17 protein-coding genes are annotated in these 15,871 nt (G+C 68.4%); 7 read left to right on the forward strand and 10 right to left on the reverse strand.

All coding sequences use genetic code 11. From position 1 onward, the window contains the following. Nucleotides 1–4: 4 nt before the first annotated feature. The gene (locus A5727_RS13345; RefSeq protein ID WP_068249794.1) at nucleotides 5–1,270 is read right to left on the reverse strand and encodes an aromatic ring-hydroxylating oxygenase subunit alpha; all 1,266 of its coding nucleotides are present in this window, start codon (nucleotides 1,268–1,270) and stop codon (nucleotides 5–7) included. 224 nt (nucleotides 1,271–1,494) lie between these two features. Here A5727_RS13345 and pat point away from each other — a divergent pair, with 224 nt between their 5' ends. Both pat and A5727_RS13355 read left to right on the forward strand, forming a co-directional pair. Then, nucleotides 1,495–2,511 (forward strand): acetyltransferase Pat, encoded by a 1,017-nt coding sequence (pat, locus tag A5727_RS13350; RefSeq protein WP_068249795.1) that lies wholly within the window; start codon nucleotides 1,495–1,497, stop codon nucleotides 2,509–2,511. 1 nt (nucleotide 2,512) lies between these two features. Beyond that, entirely contained in the window at nucleotides 2,513–3,334 is an 822-nt protein-coding gene (locus tag A5727_RS13355) for a shikimate 5-dehydrogenase (RefSeq protein ID WP_068249797.1), read from the forward strand. A 50-nt stretch (nucleotides 3,335–3,384) separates the two neighbouring features. Here A5727_RS13355 and lpqN read toward each other — a convergent pair whose 3' ends face one another. Further along, nucleotides 3,385–4,107, reverse strand: a complete 723-nt coding sequence (gene lpqN, locus A5727_RS13360) for an envelope biogenesis lipoprotein LpqN (RefSeq protein ID WP_231992066.1) — start codon at nucleotides 4,105–4,107, stop codon at nucleotides 3,385–3,387. A 125-nt stretch (nucleotides 4,108–4,232) separates the two neighbouring features. Between lpqN and A5727_RS13365 the strand changes: the two genes are divergently transcribed. After that, nucleotides 4,233–4,712, forward strand: coding sequence for a TspO/MBR family protein (locus tag A5727_RS13365; RefSeq protein ID WP_068249799.1), 480 nt, complete (start codon nucleotides 4,233–4,235; stop codon nucleotides 4,710–4,712). A 52-nt stretch (nucleotides 4,713–4,764) separates the two neighbouring features. On the opposite strand, the gene A5727_RS13370 is transcribed toward A5727_RS13365, so the two are convergent. Next, nucleotides 4,765–5,034 carry a hypothetical protein gene (locus A5727_RS13370; RefSeq protein WP_068249803.1) on the reverse strand — a complete coding sequence of 90 codons (270 nt, stop codon included), beginning with the start codon at nucleotides 5,032–5,034 and terminating at the stop codon, nucleotides 4,765–4,767. 209 nt (nucleotides 5,035–5,243) lie between these two features. Between A5727_RS13370 and A5727_RS13375 the strand changes: the two genes are divergently transcribed. Next, nucleotides 5,244–5,897 carry a DUF5642 family protein gene (locus A5727_RS13375; protein WP_197507656.1) on the forward strand — a complete coding sequence of 218 codons (654 nt, stop codon included), beginning with the start codon at nucleotides 5,244–5,246 and terminating at the stop codon, nucleotides 5,895–5,897. 21 nt (nucleotides 5,898–5,918) lie between these two features. Next, nucleotides 5,919–6,578 carry a DUF5642 family protein gene (locus tag A5727_RS13380; protein WP_068249807.1) on the forward strand — a complete coding sequence of 220 codons (660 nt, stop codon included), beginning with the start codon at nucleotides 5,919–5,921 and terminating at the stop codon, nucleotides 6,576–6,578. Here the strand turns inward: A5727_RS13380 and A5727_RS13385 are convergent. Then, on the reverse strand, nucleotides 6,575–7,171 hold the full coding sequence (locus A5727_RS13385; protein WP_068249809.1) for an alpha-ketoglutarate-dependent dioxygenase AlkB: 597 nt from the start codon (nucleotides 7,169–7,171) through the stop codon (nucleotides 6,575–6,577). The two genes, A5727_RS13380 and A5727_RS13385, sit on opposite strands and share 4 nt — an antisense overlap. Before the next feature lie 30 nt (nucleotides 7,172–7,201). Further along, nucleotides 7,202–7,633, reverse strand: coding sequence for a redox-sensitive transcriptional activator SoxR (gene soxR / locus A5727_RS13390; RefSeq protein ID WP_068249815.1), 432 nt, complete (start codon nucleotides 7,631–7,633; stop codon nucleotides 7,202–7,204). A gap of 56 nt (nucleotides 7,634–7,689) precedes the next feature. Here soxR and arcA point away from each other — a divergent pair, with 56 nt between their 5' ends. Next, nucleotides 7,690–8,889, forward strand: coding sequence for an arginine deiminase (gene arcA / locus A5727_RS13395; protein WP_068249817.1), 1,200 nt, complete (start codon nucleotides 7,690–7,692; stop codon nucleotides 8,887–8,889). An 82-nt stretch (nucleotides 8,890–8,971) separates the two neighbouring features. Here the strand turns inward: arcA and A5727_RS13400 are convergent, their stop codons facing one another. Beyond that, nucleotides 8,972–9,841 (reverse strand): putative endonuclease domain-containing protein, encoded by an 870-nt coding sequence (locus A5727_RS13400; protein WP_068249819.1) that lies wholly within the window; start codon nucleotides 9,839–9,841, stop codon nucleotides 8,972–8,974. A 145-nt stretch (nucleotides 9,842–9,986) separates the two neighbouring features. Continuing rightward, the gene (locus A5727_RS13405; protein WP_068249822.1) at nucleotides 9,987–11,531 is read right to left on the reverse strand and encodes a dolichyl-phosphate-mannose--protein mannosyltransferase; all 1,545 of its coding nucleotides are present in this window, start codon (nucleotides 11,529–11,531) and stop codon (nucleotides 9,987–9,989) included. Between the two features lie 25 nt (nucleotides 11,532–11,556). Between A5727_RS13405 and rsmI the strand changes: the two genes are divergently transcribed. After that, nucleotides 11,557–12,393 carry a 16S rRNA (cytidine(1402)-2'-O)-methyltransferase gene (rsmI, locus tag A5727_RS13410; protein ID WP_068249824.1) on the forward strand — a complete coding sequence of 279 codons (837 nt, stop codon included), beginning with the start codon at nucleotides 11,557–11,559 and terminating at the stop codon, nucleotides 12,391–12,393. Between the two features lie 40 nt (nucleotides 12,394–12,433). Here the strand turns inward: rsmI and A5727_RS13415 are convergent, their stop codons facing one another. From A5727_RS13415 to A5727_RS13425, 3 genes are read right to left on the reverse strand one after another with little or no spacing between them, the layout of a single operon-like run. Further along, the gene (locus A5727_RS13415; RefSeq protein ID WP_068249827.1) at nucleotides 12,434–13,678 is read right to left on the reverse strand and encodes an aminodeoxychorismate synthase component I; all 1,245 of its coding nucleotides are present in this window, start codon (nucleotides 13,676–13,678) and stop codon (nucleotides 12,434–12,436) included. Nucleotides 13,679–13,703: 25 nt separating this feature from the next. Further along, nucleotides 13,704–14,621 (reverse strand): RNA polymerase sigma-70 factor, encoded by a 918-nt coding sequence (locus A5727_RS13420; protein ID WP_068249829.1) that lies wholly within the window; start codon nucleotides 14,619–14,621, stop codon nucleotides 13,704–13,706. Beyond that, on the reverse strand, nucleotides 14,618–15,796 hold the full coding sequence (locus A5727_RS13425; RefSeq protein ID WP_068249882.1) for an NAD(P)/FAD-dependent oxidoreductase: 1,179 nt from the start codon (nucleotides 15,794–15,796) through the stop codon (nucleotides 14,618–14,620). The genes A5727_RS13420 and A5727_RS13425 overlap by 4 nt, the downstream gene beginning before the upstream one ends. Between the last annotated feature and the right edge of the window lie 75 nt (nucleotides 15,797–15,871).

Below are 15,871 nucleotides of genomic sequence, written 5' to 3' on the forward strand. Positions count from 1 at the left end.
CGGCTCACACTCCGGCAGTCTTGCGCTGGTAGTCGTCGATCCACGCGGCGGTTTCCTTGTGCAGGTGGCGAATCAGGACCTCCTGGTCGCAGAGCAGGAACTCGTCGACGGCCCGGGTCTCGATCGAGGTCTGGGTGGCCTCCAGGGTGTTCGCGTCCTGCAATCCGTACTCCTTGAAGGAGACGGCCGCCAACTCCTGGGCCAACCGCTCCCTCGGCGTTCGGGGCTGCGGGAAATACAGCGTGCACTCGAAGAGATGGGTGTTGAACGACGTCGGCCAGTAGTGGTACGTCAGGTACCAGCCCTGACCCCAGAACAGCATGACGAAGTTCGGGAACAGCTGGAACGAGTCCAACCCCCACGGGTCACACCGAGCCGGGTTGAGACCGGGGGGCATCTCACCGAGGTCGGGCTTGTCCCACGGGCCGAAAAGCCCACTCTGGCAGATATCTTCGATGGGCTTGCGCATCTCGTCGGCCATCTCCCAGGCGCGCACGCCTGACGTGCTGACCAGCCGGTGCGGCCCCTCGATCTGGTAGTGCGGCGCCTCGAAGCCGGCCTCCGCGGCGGCCTTGCGGTAGGCGGTGGGCGACTGGTTCGCGTGCAGCACCGGTGCGTGATAGAACTCCTGGAAGGCGTCCATGTAGAGCTTCCAATTCGCCTTCACCTCAGAGCGATACGTGAACCGTGAGGTCATCTTGTCGAAGGGGTAGCCCTCCAGGTTGGTGATCATCGGGCCGAGGAAATCGCGCAGCGACTGCTCTGGGGTTTTGGCGAAGTTCACGAAGATGAACCCCGCCCACACCTCGCAGTGCACGCCGATCAGGCCGTAGCGGCTCTTGTCGAGGTCGAAGAACTCGTCCTCCTGCTGCACGAAGGTGAGTTCACCGTCCAGGTCGTACCGCCAGGCGTGGTACTTGCAGATGAACTGCCGGCACATGCCGCTGGTCTCCTCCAGAGGCATGTCGTCCCAGACGAGCTTGTTGCCACGGTGTCGGCAGACGTTGTGGAACGCCTTGATCTCCCCGGATTTCGTGCGCACCACGATGATCGAGGTGTTGGCGGCGCGCATCTCCCTGGTGAAATAGCTGCCCTTGCGTGGAACCTGTTCCACCCGGCCGACGTTCAGCCAGGCGCGCTTGAAGATCGCCTTACGCTCCAGTTCGTAGATCTCCGGGCTGATCGAGTCCTCGTACGACACTGGGCCTGTCCCCAACTCGGGGTAGTGCTGCGTCCAACTGCCTTCGTCCGGCTTGGGAAACCGAGCCATGCCCGCTCCTCTGCGATGTGAGTCGGCTGACGACGCCGACACGTGGGCTTTGGCTCGACGGTAGACGGCGGCCCCGCCAATGACAAGTAGTTGATACTGAGTGACCCTGGGGGCTCAGTTCGGCAGATTGAGCATCCGGGTGGTCAGAGTCGACTAAGACGTCCGAGGGCTTCCGGTAACGTGGCGCTGCAAGGAGTGCGAACAGGCTGCGAAAGGGTTCAGCCGTGGCCGAACTGATCACCCAGCGGGCCAACGAACTCGCGACGCTGGCGCTTTTCGCCGACTGTTTCGGCGCCGACCTCTACGGCTTGGCGCTGCTGCTCGAGCCCGTCCGATTCCGTGCGGGTGACGTCCTGATGCGGCAGGGCGAGCAGGCCCACTCGTTCTATGTGATCGCCGAGGGGGACGTCGCGATCCGGCATGAGAACGATGACGGGTCGATCACCGAACTCACCGTCCCGTTCGGGCAGATCGTGGGAGAGATCGCGCTGCTGCGCAACGGCACGCGGGTGGCGACCGTCGTCGCGACCACCGATGTGCGGGGATGGCGCGGAGGTGACGAGGCGTTCGGCGAACTCGTCGGGCTCCCAGGGGTGCTGCCGAATCTGGTCCGACTCGCGCGGCAGCGACTCGCGGCGTTCATCACGCCCGTGCCGATCCGTCTCAAGGGCGCCCACGATCTGCTGCTGCGGCCAGTCCTGCCGGGTGACAGCGAGCGCACGTCCCGCGGACACGTGGAGTTCTCCGCCGAGACGGTGTACCGCCGCTTCATGTCGGTCCGCAAGCCCAACAAGGCGCTGATGGACTACCTGTTCCAGGTCGACTATGTGGACCACTTCGTATGGGTCGTCCTCGACCCCTGCAGTCCCGATCCGGAGAGTCGCGAGGACGTGATCGCCGACGCGCGGTTCATCCGGGACCCGGCCAAACCGACATCGGCGGAGGTCGCCTTCATCGTGGCCGACGCCTACCAGGGCCAGGGAATCGGCACGTTCCTCATGAAGGCGCTCGCGGTGGCCGCCCAGGAGGGGGGCGTCGAGGAGTTCACCGCCACCGTGTTGGCCGAGAACCTGGCGATGCGCCGGATCTTCGACAGTTTCGGCGCCAGTTGGCAGAGGGAGGATCTCGGGGTGGTGATGACCGTGATACAGGTGCCTGACAGGCAGCGAATCCGACTGCCCAAGAAGCTGATCGAGCAGATCGCCGTGACCGCGCGGCAGGTCCTGCGGGCGGTCGGTTGACATGCCGCGGCCACCGTTGAGCAAGGACACCACGCTGTGCATCTCGCTGGCGGCTCGGCCGAGCAACATCGGCACCCGATTCCACAATCATCTCTACGAGGTGCTCGGACTCGACTTCATCTACAAGGCGTTCACCACCACCGACATCGCGGCGGCGATCGGCGGCGTGCGGGCCCTCGGCATCCGCGGGTGCTCGGTGTCCATGCCGTTCAAGCAGGACGTCCTGCGGTTGGTCGATCACGTCGAGTCCTCGGCACGGGCGATCCACGCGGTGAACACCATCGTCAACGACGACGGGGTGCTGACCGCCTCGAACACCGATTACCTGGCCGTCGAACGACTGATCGACGAGCACGGGCTGTCCCCGGAGTCGACCGTCCTCATCAACGGCAGCGGCGGGATGGCCGCTGCGGTGGCAACCGCGTTTCGGGACAAGGGGTTCGAGCGCGGGACGGTGGTGGCCCGCAACGAGGTCACCGGGCCGGCCCTGGCCGACCGACTCGGTTACCGCTGGCGCCCGCACCTCGGCGGAGCGTGCGCGTCGATCATCGTCAATGTCACTCCGGTGGGGATGGCGGGCGGTCCTGACGAGCACGACAGCCCCTTCGGGCCGGAGGCCATCGCCGCGGCCGACACCGTGTTCGACGTCGTCGCCCTGCCCGCGGAGACACCCCTGATCGCCGCGGCCCGGGCGGCGGGCAGGCAGGTCATCACCGGGGCCGAGGTGATCGCACTTCAGGCCGCCGAGCAGTTCGAGCGGTACACCGGCGTGCGGCCGACACAGGAGCAGGTGGCGGAGGCTTCAGCGATCTCGCGGGCCTGAGGTCGCGCCCGGCCAGCGCTGACCGCTGCCGGGCCCTCAGTTCGGTTCGGTCAGGGCGTGATCGTCGTCCGCTCATCCACGACGTTGGTGGCGTCACCGAGGATTCCGGCCTCCGACTCGGAGGAGTACGCGTTCAACTGGAGGACGTACAGCCCGTCCTGGCCGGGGATGACGACGGTCTTTTGGGCGATCATGCCCTTCTTGCCGTCGACCTCATAACTGCCGCCCAGCTGCACCGCGTCGAAGCCGCCCAGCGAGTCCCGGTCGCCCTCCAGTGGGCCGTCGAATCCGGGGATGTTGTTCAACTCGCCGGAGGCCAGCGCGAGGATCTCCGCCGGATCGACATCGCCCGTGAGCTTCGACACCAGCGCCAGGATCCGTGGCGGGTTGTCCGGAACGGCGGTGTCCTGGTAGACGATTGCGCCGTACGGGGCGTTGGGCATGTCGTCGGCGGCCTGCCAGCCGTCGGGCACGGGCAGGTCGATCCTGGGTCCTGGGTCGCCCCGCTTGATCGGGGTCTCCTGGATGGCGTTGTCGCGGATGTAGTCCTGAATCGTGCGGTGCTTGCCCGCCTGCTGAGGGGCACGGGTGTCGGGCGTCTCGGTGGGAGACGCCTCGGCGGTCGTGGTCTCCACCTCGGCCGAGGCCTCGGCCGTCGTCGGCACGCCCTCTTTGGTGTTGGACCCGCAGCCGACGAGGGCGAAGGTCAGTGCGATGGTCGTCAGGCCCGCACCCGCAATCGCGGTCAGTCGGCCGATCGATGTCGTGTCCACAGCGACAGTGTCCCCTGTGAGGCGTCTTCGCGGGCGACATCGCCGCAGGACACGGCGGAATCGGGCGGGACGGCTGAGAGCTCCCGTGCGGATTGGCGGGCCGCCGGCGCGGGTAGGAATCAGGGATGCGCATTCGAACACTGATCTCCACGGGACTCGCCACGGCCGGTGCGGCCGCACTGGGCAGCGTCGCCAACGCGTCTGGAATGCAGGGTTGGTACTCGACCATCAAGAAGCCGTCGTACGTGCCACCCGGCCCGGTGTTCCCGGTGGCGTGGACGACGCTGTACGCGACGATCGCGGCGACGTCGGCGGCAACGATCGACCGACTGCGCGCCGAGGGCGACGATGCCCGCACTCGTGCCTACGTGGCAGCGCTGGCCCTCAACCTGGGGCTCAACGCCAGTTGGAGTTGGGTGTTCTTCCGCTGGCACCGGCTCGGGCCCGCGGCGGTGGCCGCTGGTGTGCTGGCCGTGAGCAGTGCGGATCTGGCCCGCCGGACGGCCGCGGTCAATCCGCAGGCCGGCCTGGCGCTGACGGCATATCCGGCCTGGTGCACCTTCGCGACCGTGATGTCGACCGATATCTGGCGGTTGAACCGCTGAGCATGAGAAGAGGGGCGCTCCGAAGTCGGAGCGCCCCTCTGCTCTGCCTGCGTCAGCGGCCCTCTGCTGAAGGGCCGAAGACCGGACGGTCCACACCGCCGCCGAAACCCGGCCGCTTGACCCCGTCGCGCGGACCGCGATTGCCCAGGACGCCCAGGTCAGAGAACTGGTCCTCGTCCAGTGGTGCGTTGATGGTCTGCGCCGTGAAAGTGTCGGTGCCCTGCGGCTGCAGCGTCGAGACCGCAGCCGGTGCGGCCAGTCCCAGCGTCAGCACTGCCAGGGCGCCGATGGTGCCTGTGGTGATCGTCGCCGTCTTTCTCATGTCCGCCTCCTCCTGAATCGTCTGCCGTCATGTGCGCGGTAGCTCGTAAACTTGAACTATTCAAGAAAAGGTTTTCTTCCCGTGGCGTGGGAATCCCGACTCGTTGACCGCCCGTGTAGGGATCTCGTCGAGGGATCGGCGGTCCGTGCGGGCGAAACGGCCGATGCGTGGTCAAATCGGGTGTGCGACGCCTCATCTCCGTATTCGTGGTGACGGCGATCTCGGTCACCGGGTGCGGTGACGCCGACCGCGCAGTGTCGGAATCGGTGACGCCGTCGGACGCCCAGGCCGCGGCGCAGTCCTTCGATCCTGGCCGCATCCGGCGTGTGCGCGCCGATCTGCCGGTCGGGTACGAGGTCATCGAGGCGACGGGCCCGGTTTCTCCGATCGGCTCGTGGGGCATGCGACCGGGGTGGACCGCCGATCCGCCACAGTGCGGCGCGCTGCTGGACCCCGTCGCGGGTGCGCCGGGGCAGGGGCTGTCCGGTTCAGGGGACGGTGGCCTGCTGCATGTGATGGCGGCCGCGACTCCGCACGGGCAGCCCGCGCAGGATTCGGGGCTGTCGACCGAGTGTGCGCAGTGGTCCGTGGTCTCGGGTGGATCGACGGCCGCGGTGTCTCTCATCCCGGCGCCGGCGGTCGAGGGCGCGGTGACCATGGGCATGGCGGCTTCGGTCCGTACGTTCGTCGAATCCGGCACCGAAACCGATTCGCAGGCCTACACCTTCACCGCCCGTGTCGACGACGGGTTCGTCTTCGTCGCACTCGTGGTGGATCCGGGCTCCCCGCATCAGGCCCTGACATCTCAGGACGCCGCCGACCTGTTGGTGAAATCCATCTCCGCGGTGCGCGGAGCGCGCTGACCCTCGGTAGATTGCACCCCGATGTCCACACACAGAGTGCTGTTCGCGTTGTTGAGTGTCGGTCTGCTGGCGGGGTGTTCGGGAGGGTCTCCCGAGGACGCGGGCACAGCCGATATCGCCAAGGTCAGTGAAATGAAGTCCACGTTCGGCCCGGATTTCCAGATCACCGAGAAGTCCTCGGGGATCGACCCGAAGATGCTCGAGAGCCCCAAGCTGCCGGAGGGGCTGAAGTTCGATCCCGCCGACTGCGCGGCGTTCGCGACGGAGCAGACCATGCCGGATGACCTCAAGGGCAACATGTCGTCGGTGATCGCCGAGGGCAACGGCAACCGTTTTGTCGTGATCGCGATGCAGACCTCGCAGGAGGTGCCGGTCAAGGATCCCGGAGACAAGTGCCAGAAGGTCTCGTTCAGCACGGGCACCATGCGGGGCACCATGGAGGTCGTGCCGGCACCTCAGATCGACGGCGTGCAGACCTCCGGTGTGCACCGCGTGCTCGAGGCGAACATCAACGGCAAGTCGCAGACCGGTGAGGTGTACAGCTATCTGGCCCACTTCGGTGACCACCAGGTGATCGTCACCGCCAATCCACTGGTGACCCCCGACAAGCCCGTCGCGCCAGTCGACACCAAGCGCGCCGAGGCGCTGCTCACCGACGCGGTCAACGCGATCCGGTCTTAGCGGACGTCCCGCGGCCGGAACTGGATGCTGATCCGCGGGCCGGTGGGACGGGCGGTCTTGGGCACCGCGTGCTCCCAGGTGCGCTGGCACGAACCGCCCATCACCAGCAGGTCGCCGTGGGCGTGCTTGAGGCGCAGCGACGGCCCGCCGCCGCGTGGCCGCAGGGCGAACGTGCGCGGTGCGCCGAGGCTGACGATGGCCACCATGGTGTCCTCGGTGCGGGACCGGCCGATGTTGTCGCCGTGCCACGCCACACTGTCGTTGCCGTCGCGGTACAGGCACAGCCCGGCGGTGGTGAAGGGTTCGCCGAGTTCACCGGCGTAGATGTCGTTGAGGCGGCGGCGGATCTGTTTGAGGGCGGGGTGCGGCGCCTCGTCCGCGACGAGGTTGTGGAAGCTGACCAGTCGTGGCACATCCAGCACGCGCTCGTACATCTGACGGCGTTCGGCGCGCCACGGGACGGCGGTCAGCAACTCGTCGAACAGCCCGTCCGGCGCGTCGTACCACCCGGCACGTACGTCGATCCACGCGCCGTGCTCCAACCAGCGCCGTTCGGCGTGGTCGAACAGGGCGCCCTGCAGCGACACTGACACGTGGTCCAGTCTATCGCACACGTGTTCGAGCTACAGCCGGCTTGCGCCCGGACCCTCCCGTGACATGACGTCGCCCGGGTTGGACAGCGCGCAGCTCTTCAGGCTCAGGCAGCCGCAGCCGATGCAGTCGGCGAGATTGTCGCGCAGGCGCTGCAGATGCAGGATCCGGTCGTCGAGGTCCTGGCGCCACCCCGCCGAGAGGCGTGCCCAGTCGCGGCTCGTGGGAATCCGATCGGTGGGCAGTGTCGCGAGTGCATCGCGCACCCGGGCCAGGGGGATGCCCAGGCGCTGTGACATTCGGATGAACGCGACGCGCCGCAGTGTCTCCCGGCTGTAGCGGCGTTGGTTGCCGGAGGTGCGACGGCTTGAGATCAGGCCCTCGCGCTCGTAGAAGTGCAGTGCGGAGATGGCCACCCCGGCTCGGGATGCCAGCTCGCCCGGCGTCAACTCCAGGGCGTTCATACACCTGAACAATAGTTGAGGTGGCCGATGGGGTTACGGTTCTACGTGTGAGTGCTGTGACTCTGGGCGCCAATTCCGAGGTCGGGACGCTGCGCTCGGTGATCCTGCATCGGCCCGGTGCTGAACTGCAGAGGCTGACACCGCGCAACAGCGACAAACTTCTGTTCGACGGTCTGCCCTGGGTCTCTCGGGCCCAGGACGAACACGACGCGTTCGCCGAACTGCTGCGCTCCCGCGGTGTCGAGGTCCTTCTTCTCGCCGACCTGCTCGGTGAGGCGCTGGTCAGCGGGGCGGCCAGAATGCACGGCATCTCCGCAGCCGTCGATTCTCGTCGGCTGGGGTTGCCCCTGGCCCAAGAACTTTCGGCGTACCTGCGGGGCCTGGACCCGACGGCCTTGGCGCACGTGCTGATGGCGGGCATGACGTTCACCGAGTTGCCGCTCGCGCAGAGCGAGCTGTCGCTGGTGCGGCGCATGCATCACGGCGGCGATTTCGTGATCGAACCCCTGCCGAATCTGCTCTTCACCCGCGACTCGTCGTTCTGGATCGGTCCGCGGGTGGCGATCACGTCGCTGGCGCTGCCCGCACGCATCCGGGAGACCTCGCTGACGGACCTGATCTATGCCCACCATCCGCGCTTCCTCGGTGTGCGGCGCGCCTACGAGTCACGGTCGGCCCCCGTCGAGGGTGGCGATGTGCTTCTGCTGGCGCCGGGTGTGGTGGCCGTCGGGGTGGGGGAGCGGACCACACCTGCCGGCGCGGAGGCATTGGCGCGCAGCCTGTTCGACGATGATCTGGCGCACACCGTGCTGGCGGTGCCGATCGCCCAGGAGCGCGCGCAGATGCATCTGGACACCGTGTGCACGATGGTCGACGTCGACGCCGTGGTGATGTACCCCAACGTCGTCGACTCGTTGTCCGCCTTCACCATTCGCCGGCTGGGCGACGGCGGTGTGCAGATTGCGGACTCGGCTCCCTTCGTCGAGGCTGCGGCGACCGCCATGGGGATCGACAAGCTGCGGGTGATCGCCACGGGACTGGACCCCGTCACCGCCGAGCGTGAGCAGTGGGACGACGGCAACAACACTCTCGCGGTGGCCCCCGGAGTGGTGGTGGCCTACGAGCGGAACTCCGAAACCAATGCCCGGCTTGAGGATTCGGGTATCGAGGTGCTGCGCATCTCGGCCTCCGAGCTTGGGACGGGGCGTGGCGGCCCGCGCTGCATGTCGTGCCCGGCGGCGCGGGATCCGCTGTAGTCAGCGCTCGGTGGGGGCGGGCTTGTGTCCTGCCTGGCCGCGGGATTGCATGTAGGGCTGTTGATTGGGCTGCGCAACGACCCTAGGCGCAATCTGGCCGAACTGTGCCCCGTAATGCAATGCCCCGCAATCGAAACGCCTCGTTCACCCGGCGCACGATGAACTTTCTGCTGTGCTCGGCAACGACGTGCCTGACGATCCACCCCTGACCGGCCACCAATTCGTTGCGGCCGATGTCGTGCACGAAGCGTGTGCGATCAGAGAAATGCCTCTCGCCGTCATAGTCGCAACCGATCATCTCGTCTTCCCAGCCCATGTCGAGATAGGCCGTGCTGAACCCGTCGGTGACCGGGATCTGCGTACGTGGGCGCGGGAAGCCCGCATCGGTGAGCAGCAGCCGAAGCCAGCTCTCCCTGGGCGACTGCGCGCCGGCATCCAGGAGCGGCAGTGTCTTTCGCGCCTGTGGCAGTCCGCGCGCACCGGGATACAGCTCCGCCAGGTCGAGCACCGACTCCGACTGTATTCCCGTCGCTCGCGCCAACGCGTCGAGATGTGCGACGGCGGGGTCACGAGTCAGGTGCCGCGCCAGGTCCAACGCCGTTCTGGTCGGCGACGTGACGTACATGCCCCGGACCTCGACGATTTCGTCGAACGAGAACCGCTCGTTGCGGGCGATGATGCCCGGCGGCGGGCGGGGGCAGTGCCACAGCAGTTCGATGGGAATGTCGCTGTCGATCCACAACGCACCGTGCAACGCTGCCGCGGCGCGACCGGCGATGATTGCTCGCCGCCCGGACCACAGCCACGCGGCCTTCGTGCGCATCCACAGCGACGCTCGGGCGTCCTTGTGCACGTACACGTTGGGCAGGATCGCGCGGTGGTTCCAGCGCCGCTGAGCGCGGGTCAGCGCCCCGCTTCTGAGGGCTTCCGTGCCCAGGAATGGACTGTCCATGGGGGCATGTTCAGCGCCGCCGGTGACACGCCTCGCCGAAATTGCACGGAGGGCGGAGGGATCTGTGGATCAACGACCGTCTGGGCAATTCGGCACGCAAGCGACTGGCAGGCCACGGCGGCTCGGCGGCCAACCCGACTCCGCACTACCGCCAGGACGGTAACCAGATCTGCATATTCCAGGTGGCCTGAGAGATCGGCATTCCGGTCAGCACTGGGAACAGCCAGACGAAGTTCGTGATCACCACGGCGAGGTAAAGACAGACCACGACGGCGCCGAGCGTGCGACGCTCAGGGTCACGTGTCGGTTTGTACAGAATGTCGCCGCATATCAGGGCTATCGCCATCACCAGGAACGGCGCCATGGTCGCGGCGTAGAAGAAGTACATCTGCCGGTCGATGTCGGCGAACCACGGCAGCCAACCAGCGCAGTAGCCGACCAGGACCACGGCGTAGCGCCAGTCGCGCCGGATGAAGGCGCGCCAGGCCGCGTAGACGAGCACCGGGACCGCCAGCCACCACATCGCCGGCGTGCCGACCAGCATGACCGCCTTGACGCACGAGGCAGCGCCACACCCCGGCACGTTGTCCTGGTCGATCGCGTACAGCACCGGCCGCAGCGACATGGGCCATGTCCAGGGCTTGGACTCCCACGGATGGTGATTGCCCCCGGCGTTGGTCAGGCCGGAATGGAACTCGTAGGCCTTGAACGTGTAATGCCACAGCGACCGGATCGCGTCGGGGGGCTGGAACCAGGCGCGCTCGCCGATGGTTCGGCCCGCCTCGTAGCGGTTGACCCCGGTCTCGGAGGCGAACCACGCCCAGTACGACGCCAGGTACACCGCCACCGGGATGACACCCATCGCCCAGGCCGTCGGACCGAGGTCGCGGCGCACGGTGCCCAACCAGGGCCGCCCCACCCGGTACTGCCGCCGTGCGGCCACGTCGAACGCCAACGACATCAACCCGAAGAACAGCACGAAGTACAGCCCCGACCATTTGGTCGCGCACGCCAGGCCGAGCAGCACACCGGCGCCGAACCGCCACCATCGCACGCCGAGTCGCGGACCCCACGGCGTCTCGCCGATCCGCCCGTCGAGCAGGACGGTGTGCATGCGCTCCCGGACCTGGTCCCGGTCGACGATGAGCGCTCCGAACGCCGCCACCACAAAGGTGACCAGCACCCCGTCGAGCAGGGCGGTACGCGACGTCACGAAGGACACGCTCTCGACCACCATCAGCAGGCCGGCGATGCCACCGATCAGCGTCGAGCGAGTGATGCGCCGAACGATCCGTGCCACCAGCACGACCGTGATGACGCCCAGAAGCGCCATGGTGAACCGCCAGCCCAGACCGCTGTAGCCGAAGATCGCCTCACCGATGGCGATCAACTGCTTGCCCACCGGCGGATGGACCACCAGGCCGAAGCCCGGATTGTCCTCGACGCCGTGGTTGTGCAGCATCTGCCAGGCCTGCGGCGCGTAGTGCTTCTCATCGAAGATGGGCGTGCCGGCATCGGTCGGCGACCACACGTTGAGGAACCTGCTGGCGGCGGCCAAACCGGCGATCACGCCGGTCATGGCCCAGCCCTGGGCCCGGTCCAGCGGCCCGAAGTCGGCGATCGGGACGAGCGGCCCGGGACTGATCACGGGTACGGCGCGCTCCGGCACGACGGGAGTTGGAGCGGTCATCAGTGACGATCGTAGGCTGTGGGTCATGACTGGCGGCCGACTGTTGCTGGCTGCCACGCCGTTGGGGCAGCCCGGCGATGCGTCGGCACGCCTCATCGAAGCTCTCGGCTCGGCCGACATCGTCGCCGCCGAGGACACCAGACGCGTACGTTCACTGGCGCAATCGCTGGGCGTGCACATCAGCGGACGCGTGGTCAGCCTGTTCGACCAGAACGAGAGCACACGCGTTCCCATGCTGGTCGCCGAACTGCAGGCCGGTGCCACGGTGCTGGCGGTGACCGACGCCGGCATGCCCTCGATCAGCGATCCCGGCTACCGCCTGGTGGCCGCGTGCGTGGCCGCCGACCTGCCGCTGACCTGCCTGCCCGGCCCATCGGCGGTGACGACAGCACTGACGGTCTCGGGCCTGGCCGCCGACCGGTTCTGCTTCGAGGGCTTTGCCCCCCGCAGACCCGGCGCCCGCCGCACCTGGTTGGCGACGCTGGCCGGCGAGCAGCGCACATGCGTGTTCTTCGAGTCGCCGCGCCGGCTCGCCGACTGTCTGCGCGACGCGGTGGCCGAATTGGGTCCGGATCGCCGCGCGGCGGTGTGCCGCGAGCTGACCAAGACCCACGAGGAGATCGTGCGCGGGACGCTGGCCGAGCTGGCCGACTGGGCCGCCGACGGCGTGCTCGGCGAGATCACCGTGGTGCTGGCCGGAGCGACGCCGGTGGCCGACATCGACACCCTGGCGGCCGAGGTGGCCGAGCTGGTCGAGACGGGCATGCGCGTCAAGGACGCGTGCCAGCACGTGGTGTCCGCGCATCCCGGCGCGCCATCGCGCCGCGAGCTCTACGACGCGGTGTTACGTTCACGGGAGTAGCGGTCGTCGGGGGCTCTCGACGCGTGTCACGCAGTGATGGTCAGCGAGCCGAGACTGCTGGCGGAGATCCTCGTCGAGCGCTGCCGGCGGCACTGCTGAGCCCGATGGTCGGCGCGGCCTTGTCGAGGCACTCCTGCCACTCCGCGTCTGGTTGCGAGTCGGCGGTGATCCCGCCACCCACACCGAGCACGGCCCGCCCGGCATGATCGAACTCGACGGTGCGGATCGCGACGTTGAGTTCGGTCCCCGCGACGGGGGACGCCAGTCCGATGGCGCCGCAGTACACGCCCCGCGGGTGGGGCTCCCACTGCGAAAGCAGTTCCAGGGCACGGAGTTTCGGAGTGCCGGTGACCGAGGCCGGGGGGAACGTGGCGGACAGGAGTTCGCGCGTCGCGACTTCGGCCGGAACGTGCGCCGACACCGTCGAAACCAGATGCCACACCCCCGGCGCGGGCCGCACGGCGAGCAGTTCGGGCACGGTCACCGAACCCATGGTTGCCACCCGGCCCAGATCATTGCGCACCAGATCGACGATCATGATGTTCTCCGCGACATCCTTGACCGAGTCGCGCAGCCGTGCCGGGTCGGCGTGCAACGGCAGCGTGCCCTTGATGGGACTCGACGTCACGGTCTGCCCGCGGCGGCGAAGGAACAGCTCCGGGGACAGCGACGCCACCGCACCCCACGGCCCACTCAGATAGGCGGCGCGCGCCGGACTTGTCGAGGCGACCGCGTCGGCGAAGAAGTCCACCGCCGCCCCGTGCAGCGTTCCGGTGAATCGCGTGCAGACGCACGCCTGGTAGACCTCCCCGGCCGCGATGGCCGCCAGGCAGGCGAGAACCCCGGCACGGTGCACGTCACGGTCGGGCGGTGTCCAGTCGATGCGCCATGGCTGGGGTGTCGACGGCGTCATCAGGGCCTCGTCCAGCCAGCCCGGCAGCGGCGCCCCCGTCAGGCTCTCGTACCACCACAGCCCCGCGGCGTCGCAGCGCAGCACACAGTCGGTCCACCCGCCCACCGCCGAGGGCGCCCCGCCGGACGGAAACGACAGGCCGCCGATCCATCCGCCGCCGACCACCTCGGCCGGGCCCGCCGCGCGGACATCGAAGGCCTCATCGGCGGCGACGGATCCGATCGCGACGCTCGGAGCGATCACGGCCTGCGCGCCGAACCACTCGCCTGTCAGCGCGGCCGGCGGGGCCAACCCCCGCCGGGCGGCGCCGACAGACACCGCGCGCAGCACCTCGGCGGGTGTGCCGAGGGCTCCGAGGCGGTCGATGCGCATGGCATCAGCTTCCCAGACGGCCTGCTCAACGGCTGATCTGGCGGGCGACCGCGAGGCCGGCCAGCTTCTCCGGGTTGCGCATGGCGTAGAAGTTGGTGATCTTTCCGTCGACCACCTCGACCATGACCACACCCTCGAAGCTGTCGCCGAGATAGAGGTTGAGCGCGGGCTCGCCGTTGTAGCTCGCCGGTTCCACCCGCGCCTGGGGTCCGCCGAGGCGAACCAGTCCCATCACCAGGCGTGCGACGTTGTCCGCACCCGACACCGGGCGCCGGGCCGCACTGACCTTGCCGTCGCTGTCGGCGGTCCACACCACATCCGGCGCCAGCATCGACACCAGCTGGTCAACGTCTCCGGTGGCGGCCGCGGCGAAGAACTGCGCGGTCAACGCGAGTGACTCCTGCGGGTCGACGGGTTCGAACCGGCGGCGGCGGGCCCGCACATGCGCACGGGCCCGGTGCGCCACCTGACGCGCTGCCTCCGTGGATTTGCCCACGGCCGAGGCGATCTCGTCGTAGTCGAAGCCGAACACCTCCCGCAGCACGAACACCGCGCGCTCGTCCGGGCTCAACGTCTCGAGCACCACCATCATCGCCATCGACACCGACTCGGCCAGCACCACGTCGGCCGAGGCGTCCCCGCCCTGCAGTGAACCCTCCAGCAGCAGGGGCTCAGGCAGCCACGGCCCGACGTACTGCTCACGACGTCGGGCCGCTGCGCGCAGCGCGTTGAGTGACTGCCGTGTCACCAGCTGGGCGAGGTAGGCCTTGGTGTCGGTGACCCCGCTCAGGTCCACCGCCGCCCACCGCAGGTAGCTCTCCTGCAGTACGTCGTCGGCTTCCGTTGCGGTGCCGAGGATCTCATAGGCGATGGTGAACAGCAGCGGCCGCAGATGGGTGAACCGCTCTGCGTGCTCGTCGGTGCCGGCGGCGGCTGCGGTCACCGGACCGGCACCGCCTCGTCGGCCGCCGACAGCAGGTCCTGGCGCCAATCGCTGTGGAACCATCGGTAGGCGCCGGGCCTGTCGGCCTCCCAGCGCAGTCCGCGCAGGGTGAACCGGCACACCTGTTCCTTGACGAATGCCGCTGTCCGGCCGCCGATGTAGGCCCGGCGAGGAGTGTCGTCGACATGCGCGAGCTGCACAGTGCCGAACGTACGCCCCAGGCTGATGCACTGCCCGGTGAACGCCTGACTCAGTGCCTTCGCTTCGGCACCCGCGACCCGGGCCAGCACGGTCTCGGCGGCTTGGGCGCCCAGCGGCATCGCGGCCTGGCAGCTCATCCGCAGCGGCAGGCCCGACGGCGCCGCGGCGTCGCCCGCGGCGATGATGCGGTCGTCGTCCACGCTGGTCAAGGTCTCGTCGGTGAGCAGGCGGCCCAGAGCGTCGACGGTCAGGCCGCTGTCGGCGGCCAGCGACGGCACACCGAAGCCCGCGGTCCACACGGTCACGGCGCTGGGCAGCCGAGCACCATCGGCGAGCTGGACCGCGTCGGCCGTGACGGCGGTGACCGTGACACCCTCGAGGATCCGCACGCCGTGCCTGCGCAGAGCCTTGGTCACCGACTTGCGACCGGCGGTGCCCAGAGAGGGGCCGAGGCGATCGGTGACCAGCGTGACGGGACGGCCCGCCTCGGCGAACTCGGAGGCGGCCTCGATTCCGGTGAGGCCACCGCCGACGACCACGATGGGTGAGTGCTCCGGCACATCCTGAAGTCGGGCGCGCAGGCGAGTGGCGTCCTCGAATTCGGCCAGCGGAAACGCGAATTCGGCGGCCCCCGGTACGGCACGCGGTGCCCCGCCGGTGCTGCCGACGGCGTAGACCAGCCAGTCGTAGTCCAGGACCGCGCCTGAGGCCAGGTGCAGCTGACGCGCTGGGGCGTCGATGCGGGTCGCGGCGGCGACGACCAGGTCGACGCCGTCGCCGAGCAGCGTGTCGTAAGGCTCGACGGCGTCGTCGTTTCCGATCGCCAGCTGGTGCAGCCGGATGCGCTCGACGAAGTGCGGTCGGGCGTTGACCAGGCTGATATGCAGATCCTGGTTCCGGCGCAGCCGGTTGGCGGCCAGCACTCCGGCGTAGCCGCCACCCAGCACGACGATGTTCGCAGCTGTGGTTGCCATGTTCTCCACTCCTTTGTTGAGGCGGTGCTGACCTCGAGACACCGCAGGAGCCGGAGTTGTGACAACTCTCTCGCG

The sequence above is a fragment of the Mycobacterium sp. ACS4331 genome, assembly GCF_001667265.1.
GTDB lineage: Bacteria > Actinomycetota > Actinomycetes > Mycobacteriales > Mycobacteriaceae > Mycobacterium.